Source organism: Mycobacterium sp. E2327 (genome assembly GCF_001672675.1).
Classification (GTDB): Bacteria; Actinomycetota; Actinomycetes; order Mycobacteriales; family Mycobacteriaceae; genus Mycobacterium.
Window position 1 is genome coordinate 1 of record NZ_LZKE01000200.1, and the last position, 16,946, is coordinate 16,946.

Here is a 16,946-nt window from a genome sequence, read left to right on the forward strand (position 1 = left end):
CCCGCCGAGCCCTCGAACATCCCGCCGGCGCCGGCGGCGCCGGCGGCACCGGCTCCGTCAACGGGGGCGCCGGCGGCCATGGCGGCAACACGAGGGGCATCTCCGGCAACGGCGGTGACGGCGGCGCCGGCGGCACCGGCATCACGGGCCACGGGGGCGCCGGAGGCGACGCCGGCAACTCCGGCCCCGTGCAGGGCACCGCCGGCCGCGGCGGGAACGGCGGCGTCGGGGGCGGCGGCGCCGGAGGGGCCGGGGGCAACGGCGGCAACGCCGCGGGGATCTCGGGCAGCGGCGGCGCGGGCGGCGCCGGCGGCGCCGGTGAGACCACCGGCGGCAACGGCGGCCACGGCGGCAACGCGGCGCTGGTCGGCTACGGAGGCGACGGCGGCCCCGGCGGCCAGGGCGTCACGGGCCGCGGCGGTGACGGCGGCAACGGCGGCGGTGCCGTGCTGGTCGGCAACGGCGGCACCGGTGGCAACGCCGGGGTCGGCACGCCGGAGGGCAACGCCGGCACCGGTGGCGCGGGCGCGCTGTTCGGCTCGCCCGGCAACAACGGCCTGACCTAGCTGCGAGCTAGAGCCGCCGCGCCCCCAACCGGAAAACCCGCCACCCCGCCTGCTCCCAGCGGGCGGCGTCCAGGCAGTTGCGGCCGTCGACCACGACGCGGGCCCGCACCCGGTCGGCAAGGTCGTGCGGGTCGAGGTCGACGAACTGCCGCCACTCGGTGAGCACCAGCACCGCGTCGGCCCGCTCGCAGGCCTCTTCGACCGACACCGCGTAGTTCAGCGTCGGGAAGAGCCGCTGCGCGTTGTCCAGCGCCTTGGGGTCGTACACGTTGACCGCGGCGCCGTTGAGCTGAAGCTGCCCGGCGACGTTGAGCGCGGGCGAGTCGCGGACGTCGTCGGATTCGGGTTTGAACGCCGCACCCAGCACGGCGATGTTGGCGCCCAGCAGCGAGCCGCCGCACGCGGTGGTGGTCAGCTCGACCATCCGGGTCCGCCGGCGCATGTTGATGCTGTCCACCTCGCGCAGAAACGTCAGCGCCTGGTCGGCTCCCAGCTCACCGGCGCGAGCCATGAACGCGCGGATGTCCTTGGGCAGGCAGCCGCCGCCGAAACCCAAACCGGCATTGAGGAATTGGCGCCCGATCCGCGGGTCGTAGCCCAGCGCGTCGGCCAGCAGGCTGACGTCGGCGCCCGCCGCCTCGCACACCTCGGAGATGGCGTTGATGAACGAAATCTTGGTCGCCAGAAAGGCATTCGCGGAGACCTTGACCAGCTCGGCGGTCTGCAGATCGGTCACCAGGAAGGGCACCCCGGCGTCCAGCAGCGGGCCGTACAGCTCGCGGGCGGCCGCCTCGGCCCGCGTGGCGCCCTCTTGGATGCCGAGCACGATGCGATCCGGGTGCAGGGTGTCGTGCACCGCGTAGCCCTCGCGCAAAAACTCTGGATTCCAGGCGATTTCGACGTCGACGTCGGGGCGCGCCAGCGCTGCCGCCCGCGTGTTGAGGTCGGCCGCCGTGCCCACCGGCACGGTCGACTTGCCGATGAGCACCGACGGCCTGGTAAGGCGGGGCACTAGCGCGTCGATGACCGCGTGGACGTGGCAGAGGTCGGCGCCGTATTCGCCCTTCTTCTGCGGCGTGCCCACGCCCAGGAAATGCACGTCGGCGAAATCGGCCGCCATCTCGTAGTCGGTGGTGAACTGCAGTCGTCCGGCAGCGAGGTTGTCGGTCAACAACTTTCGCAGGCCGGGTTCGTAGAACGGGATGTCACCGCCCGCGAGCTTGGCCACCTTGCCGGCGTCGATGTCCACGCCGACGACCTCGTGCCCCAGTTCGGCCATACCCGCTGCGTGCGTGGCGCCCAGGTAACCGGTGCCAAATACGGTGCATCGCATACCACCGTGTGTAGGTGGCCGCGATGAGCTAACTGCATCGCGCCGCTAATCGGGAGGCAAACGGGAGATGACAGGTGGCCCGAAAGGCCTAGTGGTGGCCCCCGCCGTGGCCGCCGCCGAAGCCGCCGCCCCCGCCGAAGCCGCCGTGGCCTCCGCCACCCCCGGGGAAGCCGGGGAACCCACCGCCGCCGCGCGGACCGTCGCCGCCGCCGTGCGGGCCGTATCCACCGCCGGGCGGGCCGAACACGCCTCCCGGCGGGCCGCCGATGCCCGGTATGGGCAACGGGATCGGCACCGGAATGGGGGCGACGGCCGGGGGCGGCGCGGGAGCGGGCGCCGGGGCCTCCGGCACCGGGACCGGGGCCGGTGCCTCAGGAATCGGGGCGGGCGCCGGAGCGGGGGCCTCGGGAACCGGCGCGGGCGCCGGAGCCGGAGCCGCCTCGGGTGCCGGGGCGGGCGCCGGAGCCGGAGCCGCCTCGGGTGCCGGCGCGGGGGCCGGAGCCGCGGGGGCCGGCGCCGGTGCTGCGGGCGCCGCAGGTGCCGGGGCCGCCTGGGTCGGGGCGACGACGTTGTGGCCCGGGGCGGGCTGCACGCCGGCGGTCGGGCGGATGGCGACGGCCAGCGACACCACCAGCGCCGTCACGCCGACGACGAAGACCGCCGCCAGCGCGCTGCCCAGCACCCGGAACGACCCGCGCTCGCGACCGCCCGCGCCGACCAGCTGCGTCGCGTGCTCGCCGGTGTAGGCCTCGTCGAAGTCGTCCGCGACGGCGCTGTAGGCCAATGCGTTTGCGTCGGCGGTGGCGGGCGTGTCGAAGTAGCCGGGGGCCACCGCGAACGGATCGATGGCGCCGGTGCCCGGGTCCTGCGCGTAGGCCAGCGCCGCGGTGGACGACGCGAACAGCGGCGCGTTCGCCGACGCGAGCGCCGCCCCCCGGGCCAGCGCGGTGTCGGGCTCCTCGGGCGCCGTGAGCGGCAGCGTCGTCGCCGCCTCCAGCGCCGGCTTGATCATCGGGATGTCGATGCCGGAGCCCATGACGAACACGGCGTCGGGCCGCGCCTCCAGCGCCTCGGCACCGGCGACCATCGAGGCTAGCTGCGTCACCGCCGCCTCGTCGTCGCTGGGCAGGGCCTGGCGGTAAACGTCGGTGACCGAGCCGTCCGCGCTGTCGACGACCGCCAGGGTCGCGGTTTCGGGCTCGATGTAGAGCAGCGCCGTGCGCGCGTAGTTCGTCTGGTTGCCGACGGTCTGGGCCAGCGCGGCCGCGGCGAGAAACGCCGAGACCAACATCACGTTCTCGACCTTGTGGGCGGCCAGCGCATCGCGCAGCGCGGCGGCCTCGATCGGGTCGGTGAACGTGACGCCCGTCGACGCCAGTTGATAGCCGCCCTCGGCCGCGCCCTCCCGGGTGCCCAGGATCGCCGAGACTACCTGGTCGGCCGCGGTGATGGTTGCCGCGTCGTCGTCGGCGGCAACATCGAAGTTGTCCTCATCGACGGTGGCACCGTCGCCATTCTCGCCTTCGACCAGCACCATACGGACAGCCGTCGGTGCCATCGACACGCCAAGTACGGTGTCCAAAGCTCCTCCATTGTCGTTTGCTAGCCCGTTGCGGGCCGAAGACCTGGCCGTCGCCCGCGTTAACAACTGCCGAACGCCTTAAGTCCCCACCCTGTATTCCCCTGGTCCCTCGATTTTACGCGGTTTCGCGCCGTCGGCGACCGGGCTAGGGACCCAGGACTCCGTGCCCCAGGTGCCGGCGCAGCCACCCCCAATGGTCGTCGTGATCATCGTCCCTGGGCAGCGGCGGCAGCCACTGCGGAAGGGGGTTCGAGCTTGGCCCCGGATTCGGTGCGGCGGGCGCGGGGGCCGGCGGTTGGGCCGGCGCCGCGGGCGGGGCTTTCGGGGGCGGCGCCGCCTGGGTCGCCGGGGCGACGACGTTCTTGCCGACATCGGGTCGATCGTCCACGTGCGGGCGAATGCCGACGGCGAGCGCCACCGTCAGCGCCACGGCGCCGACGACGAGTATCGCGGCCGCACCGAGGATTGCCAGCATCTTTCGGTTGCCGCGCTCGCCGTGGTCAGGCTGGTCGCCGGGCACGGGGTCCGCCTCGGCGCTGTATGCCAGCTCGCGCACCGGCTCCTGCACGTATGGCATCTCGACCGTGCTCGGCGCTCCCAATTGCTCGTTCGCCGATGCCAGTGCGGCGCCCCGCGCCAAGGCCATCTCGGGTTCCTCGGGCACCGTCACCGACAGCGACGTCGCCGCCTCCAGCGCGGGCTTGATGTGCGGGATGTCGACGCCCGAGCCGACGACGAACACGCCGTCGGGGCGGGCACGCATCGATTCGGCACCCGCGACCATTGCGGCCAGCTCCGCCAGCGCCGCACCGTCGTCGTGGGGCAGGGGCTTGCGCTGCGCGTGGGCGATCGACCCGTCCGACGTGTCGACGACCGCGAGCGTCGCGGTGGCCTGCTCAACGAACAGCAGCGCCGTGCGCGCGCAGTTGGTCGCGCTGCCGACGGCCTGGGCCAACGCCGCGGCGGCCACGAACGCCGAGACCAGCATGACGTTCTCGATCTTGCGAGCCGCCAACGCATTTCGCAGCGCGGCGGCGGAGGACTGATCGGTCCACGTCACCCCGCTGGACCTCAGCCGATAGCCGCTCTGGGCCGCGCTTTCCCGAGTGCCCTGGATGGCCTCGATCACCTGATCGACCGCGGCGGTACCCGGCGTCGGAAAGTCGGCCTGATCGACGGTGACGCCGCCGGCACCTTCACCCTCGACGAGCACCATGCGGACCGTCTCGGGTGCCAAAGACACCCCAAGGACGACGTCCACGCTCCCCCATTCTCCAAACTTATTCGCTGACAATCTGATTCACCCACCCCTAGTCCGCCACCCTAGCTCGCGCAGCCGGACAGGCGCGGCGGCGGCGAACCGTTACCTGTGACCGAAGCCACCAAACCCGTGGCCGAAGCCGTGCCCACCGCCGAAACCACCGAAGGGGCCGTGCCCACCGCCGAAACCGCCGAAGGGGCCATGCCCGCCAAACGGACCATGCCCGCCAAACGGGCCGCGGCCGCCGCCGAAGGGACCGCGCGGCGCTGGCCCCCCGCCGAACGGGCCGCGACCACCCTCCAGCCGGGGCACGGGAGGCCCGAGCACCGGCACGCGAGGCACGGGAACGAACACCGGCGGGGGCAACGCGGGAACCGGGACCGGCGGCGCCGCGGGCGCCGGCGCGGCGGCGGGCGGGGCGATGGGATGCGGCACGGCCACCGGCGCAGGCTCCTGAATCTTCGGCTGGGCCTGGGGTACCGGCGCGGGCGCGGGTGGCTGCGTCGGGGCGACGATGTTTTCGTTCGGGCTGGGCCGCAGTGCCACCGTCGGCCGGATGCTGATCGCGAGCGCAATCTCAAGGACCACAACGGCGCTGATGAAGACCACCGCCAGCATGCTGCCGACCAGCGCAATGGATTTGCGCCGCTGCGTGCCGTCGTCCAGGCCGATGACGGTGCGCGCCTCGACGTCGTCGTCCGGCACCGCGCTGTAGGCGACGTTGGGCTTGCCTTTGGCGTCGGAGGGCTCGGGAACGGGCCGGTATTCGGGCAGCAATCCGGGAAACTGGCCCGCCAGGGCTAACGGGTCGACCTCGCCGGTGCCGGGGTCCAGCGCGTAGGCCAGGGCGGCGGTCGACGACGCGAACAACGGAGCGTTCGCCGACGCCAGCGCCGCGCCGCGCGCGAGGGCCATCTCCGGTTCGTCGGGCACCGACAGCGGAAGGGATGTCGCGGCCTCCAGCGCCGGCATGATCAGCGGAATGTCGACGCCGGAGCCGACGACGACCACGCCAGCCGGGCGCGTTTCCAGCGTCTCGGCACCGGAGACCAGCTCGGCGAGCTCGGCCACGGCCCGGTCTTCGTCCTCGGCGAGCGCCCGCCGGTGCACGTCGCTGATCGATCCGTCCGCGCTGTCGACGACAGCCAGGGTCGCGGTGTACGGCTCGACGAAGAGCAGCGCGGTGTGCTCGTAGTTGGTGGCGTCGCCCACGGCCTGGGTGAGCGCGGCCGCGGCCATGAACGCCGAGACCAGCATGACGTTCTCGACCTTGTGGGCGGCCAGCGCGTCGCGCAGCATGGCGGCCTCGACGTGATCAGTCCACGTCACTCCCGTCGAGAGCAGCTGGTAGCCGCCCTCGGCCGCGCCCTCCCGGGTACCGAGGATGGCGGACACCACCTGAGTGGGCGCCGTGGACGGCCCCGCGAAGCCCGGGGTGTCCAGGCAGACGTCGAACTTTTCCTCGTCGACGGTCGCCCCGTCGGCGCCTTCACCTTCCACCAGCACCATGCGGACGTTCGTCGGCGCCATCGAGACGCCAAGCACGATGCCCACCAACGCTAGATATCTCCTCGGCTAGTTTGCTGTGTCACCGCGACAATGCGTCGACGACACGATTACTTGCTTAGTCACCACGGACTTACGGCCACAGCAGCGCGCGGGCTCGAGAATCCGGGATTAGCTGGGCGCTATGAAGTTCTCGCTCGTGGGCAGCGCGGTTCTTCGACTTGCCCGATCCTTCGACCGTACTCGCACCACCGCGGGGTGTTAAGCGCAAGTCGGCATGCGTTAACCGTTTTGCAACGGCGCGTAACGTCCGGCCGGCTAGTGGTGCCCGCCGCCGCTGTGCCCGCCACCGCCACCGCCGCTGTGGCCGCCGCCAAAGCCGCCGCCACCGCCGAAGCCGCCGCCGCCACCACCGCCGAAGCCGCCGCCACCGTGGCCACCGCCGCCGAACGGCCCGCTACCGCCGCCACCGAACGGGCCACCACCGCCGCCGCCGCCACCGAACGGGCCGCCGCCGATCGGGCCGCCGCCGTGACCGCCACCGCCGAACGGCCCACCGCCACCGAACGGCCCGCCGCCGCCGAACGGCCCTCCGCCGATCGGACCGCCGCCACCGATCGGGCCGCCACCGCCGTGACCGCCGCCGAACGGCCCGCCGCCACCGAACGGTCCACCGCCGCCACCGAAGGGCCCGGGTCCGGCGGGCTCACCGCCGCCGGGACCTCCGCCGGGGATATGGATCGGGCCGCCGCCGCCACCAAAGGGGCCACCGCCGCCGGGACCATTGCCCGGTATCGGCAAGTGACCGCTGCCGGGACCATTGCCCGGGATCGGTAGCGGGTTTTCCCCGGGCCCCTGGTGCGGCGGCGAATGGGGAATCGTGCCGCCACCGGGCACCGGCCATTGCGGCTGCGGGACGTGCACCGGCGGCTGGGGCACAACGGGCTGCGGTAGCGGCAGGCGCGGCGCCTGGATGACCGGCGGGCTGATGACCGGGTTGGGAATCGGCACGTGGACCGGCGGCACCGGAATCGACGCGACGGGCGGCGGGACCACGACCGGCACCGGTATCACCGGGTCGATCGGCGGAGCCGCGGGAAGCGGCGGAGCAACCGGAGCCGCGGGCAGCGGTGCGGGCGCGGGTGGATTCAACGGCATGGGCGCCGACATCGGCTGCGGCAGATTGATCTTCGGCGTCGCGGGGGCCGCCTGGACCGGCGCGGGTGCCTGTTGCGTTGGGACGATGAGGTTTTGGGCCGGAGTGGGCCGCAACGCCACGGTACCCGTGGTGCGGATGCCGATGGCCAGCGCGATCTCGAGCGCCAGCACCGCGCTGATGCCGACCACCGCCAAACCGCTGCCGACCAGCAGGACGGGCCTGCGGCGCGGCTGCTCCTGTTCTTGGACGAACAGCTTCTCGATGAGGACGGTCGGGGCGTCGGCGTCGTCGTCGTGCACGGCGCTGTACGCGAGGTCGTCGCCGAGTTCGGTTCCGACGCTGAGGTATTCAGGAAACGCGTACTGGTCGACGGCGCCGGTGCCGGGGTCTTGGGCGTACGCCAGCGCCGCGGTTGACGACGCGAACAACGGCGCGTTCGCCGATGCCAAGGCGGCACCGCGGGCCAGCGCGGTCTCCGGCTCCTCGGGCGCGCTCACGTCAAGCGACGTCACCGACTCCAGCGCCGGCTTGATCGGCGCGATGTCGACGCCCGAGCCGACCAGGAACAGCCCGTCCGGCGCGAGCTCCGTCTTCTCCAGCCCGGCGACCATCCCGCTGAGTTGCGCGATCGCATCCCCGTAGGACTCGGCGTAGATCGGTTGCTTGTAGACGTCGGCGATGGAACCGTCGGAGGTCTCCACGACGGCCAGGGTCGCGGTGTCGGGCTCCACGTAGAGCACCGCGGTGCGCTCGTAACCGACTGCGCCGCCGACACTTTGGGCCAGTGCTGCCGCCGCCAGAAACGCCGACACCAGCATGACGTTCTCGATCTTGTGGGCGGCCAGCGCGTCGCGCAAAGCGGCCGCCTCGAACTGGTCGGTCCACGTCACGCCGATCGCCGACAGCTCCAGGCCGGCATCGGCGGCGCCCTCGCGGGTGCCGAGAATGGCGGCGATACCTGGTCGGGCGCGCTCGCCGTGGCCGGGTCTTCGGCAGCGGTGACGTCGAACTCGTCCTCTTCTACTGTTGCGCCGTCGGCGTTTTCGCCTTCCAAGACGACCATCTGGATCGACGCCGGTGCCATCGACACGCCGAGCACGATGTCCAATACAACCCCCTCCAAAAGGTATTGCTGGCGAAGCCATGGCCGAGCGGGGCGGTAACCACGGACCACTACATCTTCGCGTAAATACGCTGTGGCGGGACGCTGTCTAAGCTATGTAGACCTTATGAAGTTCTGGTACGAGCGCGACGGCGTCGGTCCCCGCTGACCCTGATACTTCGACCCTACGCGGGAGCTGCCGTACGGGTGCTCCGCCGGACTGGTCAACCGCAGGATGCACAGCTGACCGATCTTCATTCCCGGCCACAGGGTGATCGGAAGGTTCGCGACGTTCGACAGCTCGAGGGTGATGTGCCCGCTGAAGCCGGGGTCGATGAAGCCGGCGGTCGAATGGGTCAGCAGACCCAGCCTGCCCAGCGACGACTTGCCCTCCAGGCGACCGGCGAGGTCGTCGGGCAGGGTGAACAGCTCCAGCGTCGAGCCGAGCACGAACTCCCCGGGATGCAGCACGAACGGCTCCCCGTCGACGGGTTGCACCAGGCTGGTCAGCTCGTCCTGTTGCTTCGCTGGGTCGATGTGGGTGTAGCGGGTGTTGTTGAACACCCGGAACATGCAGTCGAGGCGCACGTCGATGCTCGACGGCTGCACCAAGGTTTCGTCGTAAGGGTCGATGCCCAAGCGGCCGGACGTGATTTCGGCCCGGAGATCGCGATCGGAGAGCAGCACCCGCTGAGCCTATCCGCTGCTATGGGGCCGTCGTCCTGGCTTCAGTCCGCGAGGTACTCTTCGCCACCCTTGGGGTAGCCGCCCCCGGTGGTCGTGACGTGGACGTGGTCATAGTGACCGAGCCTGCTGGCTTGCGCTCCGCCGGGCGTGTAGTAGACGCCACGCCAGATCGCGTCCTGGATGCCGAAGCGCGACGCGTTCTTCATCACGTACGCGACGATCGCGTTCCCCAGCGCGATGCCCTCGGAGCTGCCGGGGTCGGGAATCATCACGTCGATGGCCAATCCCATGGGGTGCCAGGGCAGGGGGTCGGGTCGCACACCGCCGATCTGGTGGATCTGGGGGAACGCCACGCTGATGGCGCGCTCGACCAAGATCGTCCGGACCTGCAGGCCCTGCTCGGGCGCGATCCCGACGGGCAGGAAGCGGGACCGAGTGTGGTACCTCGACGCGGCGGCCAGCCGGGTGTCGGGCGCTTTTGCGGACGTATTCGCTGCGGCCGTGACGATTTGCAGGCAGCACGGCTCAACGTCGCCGATAACGGGCTTGGCAACCTCACGGGCGGCCAATGGGCGGACGTCCCCGGCGGCGGCGAAGAAGATGGTGGCCGGGGCGAGTAGCGCAGCCAGGGCTACTGGCGACTTTCGCCGCTTCTTGGCTAACCGATGCCGACCCACGCCGAGCACATTACGGGTTGATCACGAAATAATAAACATCGAATGGCTATAGAGCAGGTCAGCGCCATTAGCGCCATTCGCCGGATGCTTTGTCTCGCCGACCGGCGCCCGTCGGCCCGCAGCTCGGGCGGCTGCTTGGCTGTCCAGCCGTGGACAAACTCGGCCGAAACGAACGATGAACGCTTGGTTGAACTTTGGAACCAGCGACGAGTAACGCCCCACCGACGGGAACTACACGACCAAGGGAAGCTCTAAGCGTCATGTGGAGCCTTGAAGGTGGTGGGGAAATGACCAAGAAGATGTGTGGATGCATGCTCGGCGCCGCGATGGCCCTGATGCTGACGCCCGCAGGCGTCGCCAGCGCCGACAACAAGGACGCAGAATTTACCAACTACCTGGCGTCGAACGGCATTCACCTCGGTAACGCGTCCCAGACCGGGAACATGGGGCGCACGATGTGCCACGACCTTTCCGCCGGATACAGCCAGAACGACGAGATCGACCAACTGAAACTACGGATGGACCAGAATCAAGCCAGGCTGTTCGTCCTCGCTGCCACTGCGGAGTACTGCCCCGAAAAGCACAAGTCCTAACTCAGCTTCCGCGCGCTTTTGAGCGCAGCGCCACAGCTGAGCCAAGGCGCACCAAGCTCGTGAGCGTCGTCCCTCGGCGCTCAAGGCTTTTTCGAACCGAGTTTGTGCAGCGGCCTGTCACTCAGCCGCTAGACTGTCACCGCTGTAAAGCTTGGGCAGCTCACAGCGACCACGCCGATGTAGTTCAATGGCAGAACATCAGCTTCCCAAGCTGAATACGCGGGTTCGATTCCCGTCATCGGCTCCACGCTGACCAGGACACTCCCGCCGCTACACCGCTATGCCTAGGGGACCTAATACCCCGCCCTTGTCCCGAACGACTCCCGTCGGTCGTGCTGCCGCGGGTCCGGTACGCCTCCGACTGCGCCCATCAAGGTTGTGGCAGGCCCTGCCAAGAAGCGCGGCGGCGGCGCGCGCCCGGACCGGGATCATCCGTCGCCTCATCGCAGACATCCGATCGGGCCGGATCAACGCGCGCGATCGGGTGAGCCCGCTGCCCCATCGACTGGATCGAGGAGACGATCGCGGCCCTGAAGGCGGGCGAGGTCACGCCGCGGTTCTCGACCACGACCGATAGGTGGAGTACGCAAAGCGTCGGGCGAGTCGATGCGAACCTATGATTGCGCAGCACGACTTGAAATGGACGAGCAGCAGGAGATCATGAGCACGACACAGCTTGCCCTCGACGGTATCCGGGTCATCGACATGACCCGCGTCTTCGCCGGCCCGCTCAGCGCGCAGATACTGGGCGACCTCGGCGCTGACGTCATCAAGGTGGAGCGGCCGGGCAGCGGTGACGAAGGGCGCGGTTACGGTCTTGCCTCAGTCGAGGGCAAGGATGGCAAGGACCTCCGCCAGTCCGGCTTCTTCACTGCGTCGAACCGCAACAAGCGGTCGATCACGGTCAACCACTCCAAGCCGGAGGGGCAGGACATCGTGCGTGCCCTGGTCAAGACCGCGGATGTCCTGATCGAGAATTACAAGGTCGGCGACCTCAAGCGGTTCGGGCTGGATTATGAGAGCCTGAAGGCGATCAATCCCCGCCTCATCTACTGCTCGATCACCGGCTTCGGCCAGACTGGGCCGATGGCGGCGCGCGCCGGCTACGACGGGTTGTTCCAGGCGAGCGGCGGCATGATGGCCGTGACCGGCATCCCCGAAGGCCAGCCCGGCGCGGGGCCGGTGAAGGCCGGTCCCAGCCTGGTCGATTTCGTGACCGGCCACAACAGCGCCATCGCGATCCTGGCCGCGCTGCACCATCGCGACAACACGGGCGAGGGCCAGTACATCGACATAGCGCTGCTCGACAGTTCCGTGGCGATGATCTGCCACATCATGCAGGACTACCTCATCAACGGCGTCCAGCCGGAGCGTCTGGGCAATGGCGGCAACGGCGGCGGCCCCGCCGACCTCATCCATGCGCGGGACGGCATGACGTACATTACGGCCGGCAGCGACGCCCACTGGCGGCGCATGTCGGAGTTGATGGGCCAGCCCGAGCTCTACGCCGACCCGCGCTTCGACACCAACGCCAAGCGGGCCAAGACCAATCGCGCGGAGTTGATCGACATCATCAACGCGTGGAGCCGGCAGTTCACGACGGAGGAGCTTCAGGCGAAGTTCGATAGCGTGGGGATCCCGGCCGCGCGCTATAACGATCTGCCGGAGGTCTGGGACGATCCGCAGGTGCAGCACCGGGGCCTGCGCGCGACGACGCCGCATGTGTGGGCCGCCGCCGGATCGGTCGACCTGATCGGCAGCCCGCTCGCGCGCATGAGCGCGACGCCTGCGACGATCCGCCGCGCGCCGCCGCTGATCGGCGAGCACAACGCGGAGATACTGGGCGAACTGGGCTATGACGCGGCGCGGATCGCGGGCTTGCAGGAGCAGGCGATCATCTGATCCCGGGTCACAGTCTCGCTGGGCACGAGAAATCTGCACGGTCGATGTCGGCAAGACCCCGCGAGATACCTTGGCACGCAAGGGTGTCCGCCAGAATCGAGTAGGGCGGCCGTTGGGGCCGCGCTGGCTTTTATCGGATTGTTTTTTTGCTCAGAACCAGCACCGGAAGGGGCCCTGCCAGGCGGGAAAGCCGCAGTGAATGCGCCAGCGGCCGCTGTATCCGTCGAGCGCCGGGAGCCAGGGGGTCACGGGCGCCGGCACCGTGGCCGTGGCGTCGACGTTCGGCGCCGGTGCGGCGTCGTCGGCGTGGCTCGGCGAGGCGAAACCGACCGCGGTCGCGGTGAGCGTCCCGATCAGCAGGGCGCCGGCCATGCTGCGGCGCCGGAATCCGCTCGCCGTGGCGCGCGCGGTGACCCTTGCGGTGGCCGTGGTCTGGATGGTGTTCGTTGAGGGCCTGGACCTGCGACGCGATTTGCGGGCGATCTGGATGGGCGCCCGCACTCCGCCCGCGGGGGCGGCACGGGACCTGCTCAACCACATCGCGCCCCGTCGCTGACCGCGGCCACCCATACAAGGGCCGCTTGTATGCCCCCAAGAAAACAATGGCTACTCCGGCGCCCTGAGCGGATGAACCATCGATGCCATGAACGCATCAGGACGCAATCGAGGACTGCGACCGTCGAAAACCAGCAATTTCGGGGCGATACAGTCGTATCGTCAAGCCGTGAACTCGGAGAGCCCTCGATCGCACCCGCGCTGGATCATCGCGGCGATCTCGACGGCCCTGTTCTGCGTGCAGATCGATTACTTCGCGATGAATCTCGCGCTGCCCCGGATGGCGTCGGACCTCGGCAGCACCACGACGGATCTGCAGTGGGTGATCAGCGTCTACATGCTGACCCTGGGCGCCTTCATGGCGCCGGCGGGCCGCATCGGGGACATCTTCGGACGCCGCCGCACGCTGCTGATCGGGATCGCACTTTTCGGAATTGCGTCGGTGTTTTGCGCCATCGCGCCGTCGGCGGCGGTGGTCATCGCCTTCCGGGCGGTACAGGGGCTGGGAGCGGCCCTCATCTTTCCGGTGTCGGTGAGCGTCCTGACGAACACCCTGCCCGCTGAAAAGTCAGGCCGCGCAATCGGATTGGCCTACGGTATCGCCGGGTTGGGTAACGCGGCCGGTCCGCTGGTGGGCGGGCTGCTGACCCAGACGCTGGGCTGGCGCTCGGTGTTCTGGATGCTGGTCCCGCTATCGGCGATCGCGATCCTCATCGGCATGCGGGCGATCCCGGAGACTTTCGACGAGACCGTGCCGCGGCGCGTGGACATTCGGGGCCTGGCGCTGATCACAACGGGCATAGGGCTTTTCACGTTCGCCTTCGACCGGGCGCCGACCTGGGGCTGGCTGTCACCAAGCGTCGTCGGCGTGTTCGTCGCCTCCGTTACCCTGCTCGGCGGGTTCGTCGCCGTCGAGACGCGAGTGCGCTTCCCCCTGATCGACCTGTCGCTGCTGCGCAACCCGCGCTTCACCGTCCTGGTGGTCGCCGGAACGGTGGTCAACATCGCGTACGTGGTGACGGTGTTCATGTCCACGGTGAACCTGCAGCAGGTGCGTGGACTCGACCCACTGGCGGCCGGGCTGGCCTTCCTCGGCCCGTCTGCGGGTGCGGCGCTCGGCGGCCCGATCTCCGGACGCCTGGCGTCCCGCAACGCGCCCTTCGCGGTGATGGGCATCTGCTGCATCGCGGCGGCGGTGTCGCTGGCGGCGCTGGCCGCCTCCGATGACTTCGCGGTGTATCTCGCCGCGCTCACCGCGTGTGGTTTCACCATGGGGCTGGTCTACGCGTTCACCACGGTGGCGACCCAGGCGGTCGTGGCACCCGAGCGGGCCGGCGAAGCCGCCGGCGTCACGTTGACGTCCCTGGTGACACTCGCAGGCGTCGGGGTCGCCGCGTCGAGCAGCGTGCTGGAGGTCTTGCAACACCACGACCTCAGCACCGGCCACGGCATCACGGCCATCCTGGCGGCAGGCGCCGCCCTGCTGCTCCCCGCGGGCTTGGCCGTACTCAGCTTCGCACGCGCCAAGACCCGCTCGGCCGGCCCGAAAGCCGTTGCCCAAGAACAACTCTTGAGAGAGGCGTGATTGCGATGGTTGAAGCTACGGTGGCGACGACGACGAAAGACGATGGCGTCAGCCCATTGTCGCGGAGCCGGACCGTGTTCATGGTGGCCGCGCTGGCGCTGTCGGTGATGTCGTTCATGCTCAACGCCACCATGCTCGGCCCGGCGTTCCGCGACATCAACACGCATCTCGGCCCGCACGCGTACGCGTCGATGTCCGCCTACTTCTATCTCGCCGGGGCGATCGCAAACGTGGTGCTGATCCGGTGGAGCGACTTCATCGGCCGCAAGCGCGTCCTAGTTGGCATCCTGGCCCTGGTGTGCATCGGGACGCTGCTGTGCGTCGTGGGCACATCGCTGCCGGTGGTGATGGTGGGCCGGGTCATGCAGGGCAGCGCCAACATTACCTACGGACTGGCCTTCCTGATCCTGCGGGAACGCCTCAGCGGCCCCGCATTCGGGCTGTGCTGCGGCGTCATTTCCGCGATCAACGCCGGGGTGGGCGGCGTCGACGCGCTACTCGCCGGGGTGATGGTCGACCGCTTCGGATTTCGCTCGATCTTCGTCTTGACCCTCGTGGTCGGCATCGGCGCGTTCGCGCTGGTCTGGCTGGCGGTCCCCGCTGACGAGCGCGGTCGCACAAGCCCGGGCCGGATGGACTGGGCCGGAGCCGTCCTGATCGCGGTGGCGGTCGCCGGCCTGAACCTGTACGTGTCCAACGGTGATCACACGGGCTGGGTCTCGCCGCTGATGGTCTTGTGTATCGCGACGGCCGTCGTGGCCTTCATCGGCCTCGTCGCGGTCGAGAGACGCGTCGCGACACCACTCATCCACATCGATCAGATGGCCTCGCGTTACGCATGGCCGCTGATCGCCGTGACCATCCTGGTCTTCGCGTCGTTCATGGTGGTGCTCAGCTACATCGTCCCGTCCATCGCCGAGAACGACCGCATCGGCTTCGCCGCCAGTGGGACGGCGACGGCGGTGCTGTTCATCACGCCCGGCTCGCTGGCGTCGCTGGTCGTGGCGCCACTGGTCGGGCGGCTTGCCGCCAAGATCGGTTTCGTGACGATGCTGCGGGCGGGGCTGGTCGCCGCGGTGGGCGTCACCGCGCTGCTCGCAGTATTCGCACTCGACAGGACGATGGTCATTGTCCTGATGGCCTTGTTCGGAATAGCGCTGGCCATCGCGCTGACCCCGATGAGCGCACTGGGCGTCTTGCAGGCGCCGGCGGACGAGCCGGGATCGCTGCCCGGGATCGCGAATGCCTCCTACGGCATCGGCGGATCGCTCGGGTTCGCCTGGGCCGGAACGGTTGTCGGGGTGGGCACCGCGGCCAGCTACCACTCCGGGTTGTGGCTCTGCGTCGCCATCGGCGCCGTCGCCGTCGTGGCGAGCCTGATCCTGAAACCGCGGCCCAGCGTCACGACGCCCGATAGCGGCCCCGCTCGGTGACGACCGCGGAGACGAGCGCGGCCGGCGTCACGTCGAAGGCCGGATTGAAGACGCCAGCGTCCGGCGGGGCGATCGCAGTTCCGGCGAACGTCCGGAGTTCGTCGGGCGCGCGCTCCTCGATCGCGATCTCCGCTCCGGTGGCCAACGACGCGTCGACGGTGGACGACGGCGCGACGACGACGAGCGGCACGCCGTGATGATGCGCCGCGATCGCCAGCCCGTAGGTGCCGATCTTGTTGGCGACGTCGCCGTTCGCCGCGATCCGATCGGCGCCGACGAGCACACAGTCGACCAGGCCGCGCGCCATCGCCGCCGCCGCGGCGCCGTCCGGCTGCACCCGGTAGGGCACGCCCGCCTGCGCCAGCTCCCACGCCGTGAGCCGGGCGCCCTGCAGCAGCGGGCGGGTCTCGTCGACCAACACCGACTCGACGAGCCCGCGCTCGTGCAGGTGCCAGACGACCCCGAGCGCGCTGCCCCAGGCCACGGTGGCGAGGTGCCCGGCGTTGCAGTGGCTGAGCAGCCGCAGCGGGCGGCGATCGCATAGTTCCAGGACGATCTCGGCGGCGTGGGCGGACGCGGCGCGGTTGAGGCGTTCGTCCTCGTCGAGGATTTCCAGCGCCTCGGCGAGCACGGCGTCGGCGCCCTCGTCGAGCTTGTCGAGAGCGCGCCCGACTCCCCAGCTGAGGTTGACGGCGGTCGGTCGCGCCTTCGCGACTCGTTCGGCCGACGCCCGAACGTCACCTCCCTCTCGGACGGCGAGGACGACGCCAAGGGCGCCCGCCGCACCCAGCGCCGGGGCGCCGCGAACGGCCAGGCGGCGGATCGCGTCGATCAGCTCGTCGACGGTGCGCAGGGTGAGCTCGCGATAGTCCGCCGGCAACGCGGTCTGGTCGATGATCGTGACCGCGTCGCCGTCCCAGTCGATGGTCCTGCGCACCAGCCGACCCTAGCCCGCCCGGCTCGCGCTTCTTAAGGCCTACACAGCTTCGCCAAGATTCGGATACA

The 16,946-nt window shown here is 70.0% G+C and carries 11 protein-coding genes, 1 tRNA gene and 3 pseudogenes; 7 read left to right on the top strand and 8 right to left on the bottom strand.

What is annotated here, in order from left to right; translation table 11 throughout:
* Positions 1 to 566 (top strand): annotated as a pseudogene (locus A5712_RS31490) (PE-PGRS family protein); the annotation flags it as partial.
* A gap of 7 nt (positions 567 to 573) precedes the next feature.
* Here A5712_RS31490 and A5712_RS22800 read toward each other — a convergent pair.
* The 7 genes and pseudogenes from A5712_RS22800 to A5712_RS22830 all read right to left on the bottom strand — a co-directional run bounded on the left by A5712_RS22800 (position 574) and on the right by A5712_RS22830 (position 9,873).
* On the bottom strand, positions 574 to 1,899 hold the full coding sequence (locus tag A5712_RS22800; RefSeq protein WP_068110164.1) for a UDP-glucose/GDP-mannose dehydrogenase family protein: 1,326 nt from the start codon (positions 1,897 to 1,899) through the stop codon (positions 574 to 576).
* An 88-nt stretch (positions 1,900 to 1,987) separates the two neighbouring features.
* On the bottom strand, positions 1,988 to 3,457 hold the full coding sequence (locus tag A5712_RS22805) for a hypothetical protein (protein WP_231982208.1): 1,470 nt from the start codon (positions 3,455 to 3,457) through the stop codon (positions 1,988 to 1,990).
* A gap of 169 nt (positions 3,458 to 3,626) precedes the next feature.
* On the bottom strand, positions 3,627 to 4,742 hold the full coding sequence (locus A5712_RS22810; protein ID WP_068110167.1) for a hypothetical protein: 1,116 nt from the start codon (positions 4,740 to 4,742) through the stop codon (positions 3,627 to 3,629).
* A 102-nt stretch (positions 4,743 to 4,844) separates the two neighbouring features.
* Positions 4,845 to 6,299 (bottom strand): hypothetical protein, encoded by a 1,455-nt coding sequence (locus tag A5712_RS22815; RefSeq protein WP_082973602.1) that lies wholly within the window; start codon positions 6,297 to 6,299, stop codon positions 4,845 to 4,847.
* Positions 6,300 to 6,566: 267 nt separating this feature from the next.
* Positions 6,567 to 8,491: pseudogene (locus A5712_RS22820) on the bottom strand (hypothetical protein).
* Positions 8,492 to 8,623: 132 nt separating this feature from the next.
* A complete protein-coding gene (dcd, locus tag A5712_RS22825; RefSeq protein ID WP_068110170.1) occupies positions 8,624 to 9,196 on the bottom strand; it encodes a dCTP deaminase in 573 nt (190 codons plus the stop codon).
* A gap of 41 nt (positions 9,197 to 9,237) precedes the next feature.
* Complete coding sequence (locus tag A5712_RS22830) at positions 9,238 to 9,873, bottom strand: hypothetical protein (protein ID WP_068110188.1); 636 nt, start codon at positions 9,871 to 9,873, stop codon at positions 9,238 to 9,240.
* A gap of 287 nt (positions 9,874 to 10,160) precedes the next feature.
* Between A5712_RS22830 and A5712_RS22835 the strand changes: the two genes are divergently transcribed.
* The 6 genes and pseudogenes from A5712_RS22835 (at position 10,161) to A5712_RS22860 (ending at position 15,941) form a co-directional block, all read left to right on the top strand.
* Positions 10,161 to 10,466 (top strand): DUF732 domain-containing protein, encoded by a 306-nt coding sequence (locus A5712_RS22835; RefSeq protein ID WP_068110172.1) that lies wholly within the window; start codon positions 10,161 to 10,163, stop codon positions 10,464 to 10,466.
* A 173-nt stretch (positions 10,467 to 10,639) separates the two neighbouring features.
* Positions 10,640 to 10,713 (top strand) — tRNA-Gly (locus A5712_RS22840).
* A 392-nt stretch (positions 10,714 to 11,105) separates the two neighbouring features.
* Positions 11,106 to 12,368 (top strand): CaiB/BaiF CoA-transferase family protein, encoded by a 1,263-nt coding sequence (locus A5712_RS22845; RefSeq protein WP_231982207.1) that lies wholly within the window; start codon positions 11,106 to 11,108, stop codon positions 12,366 to 12,368.
* Positions 12,369 to 12,822: 454 nt separating this feature from the next.
* Positions 12,823 to 12,924, top strand: a pseudogene (locus A5712_RS32740) (LysR family transcriptional regulator); the annotation flags it as partial.
* Positions 12,925 to 13,092: 168 nt separating this feature from the next.
* Positions 13,093 to 14,508, top strand: a complete 1,416-nt coding sequence (locus tag A5712_RS22855; RefSeq protein ID WP_068110176.1) for an MFS transporter — start codon at positions 13,093 to 13,095, stop codon at positions 14,506 to 14,508.
* Between the two features lie 5 nt (positions 14,509 to 14,513).
* The gene (locus tag A5712_RS22860) at positions 14,514 to 15,941 is read left to right on the top strand and encodes an MFS transporter (RefSeq protein ID WP_068110193.1); all 1,428 of its coding nucleotides are present in this window, start codon (positions 14,514 to 14,516) and stop codon (positions 15,939 to 15,941) included.
* Here A5712_RS22860 and mtnA read toward each other — a convergent pair.
* Positions 15,910 to 16,878, bottom strand: a complete 969-nt coding sequence (gene mtnA / locus A5712_RS22865) for an S-methyl-5-thioribose-1-phosphate isomerase (protein WP_068110180.1) — start codon at positions 16,876 to 16,878, stop codon at positions 15,910 to 15,912. The two genes, A5712_RS22860 and mtnA, sit on opposite strands and share 32 nt — an antisense overlap.
* Between the last annotated feature and the right edge of the window lie 68 nt (positions 16,879 to 16,946).

What these genes read in the sequence shown, in the direction of transcription:
- A5712_RS22845 (WP_231982207.1), top strand. Translation starts at nt 11,106, where the DNA reads ATGGACGAGCAGCAGGAGATCATGAGCACGACACAGCTTGCCCTCGAC.
- A5712_RS22805 (WP_231982208.1), bottom strand. Translation starts at nt 3,457, where the DNA reads ATGGCACCGACGGCTGTCCGTATGGTGCTGGTCGAAGGCGAGAATGGC.
- A5712_RS22835 (WP_068110172.1), top strand. Translation starts at nt 10,161, where the DNA reads ATGACCAAGAAGATGTGTGGATGCATGCTCGGCGCCGCGATGGCCCTG.
- A5712_RS22800 (WP_068110164.1), bottom strand. Translation starts at nt 1,899, where the DNA reads ATGCGATGCACCGTATTTGGCACCGGTTACCTGGGCGCCACGCACGCA.
- A5712_RS22860 (WP_068110193.1), top strand. Translation starts at nt 14,514, where the DNA reads ATGGTTGAAGCTACGGTGGCGACGACGACGAAAGACGATGGCGTCAGC.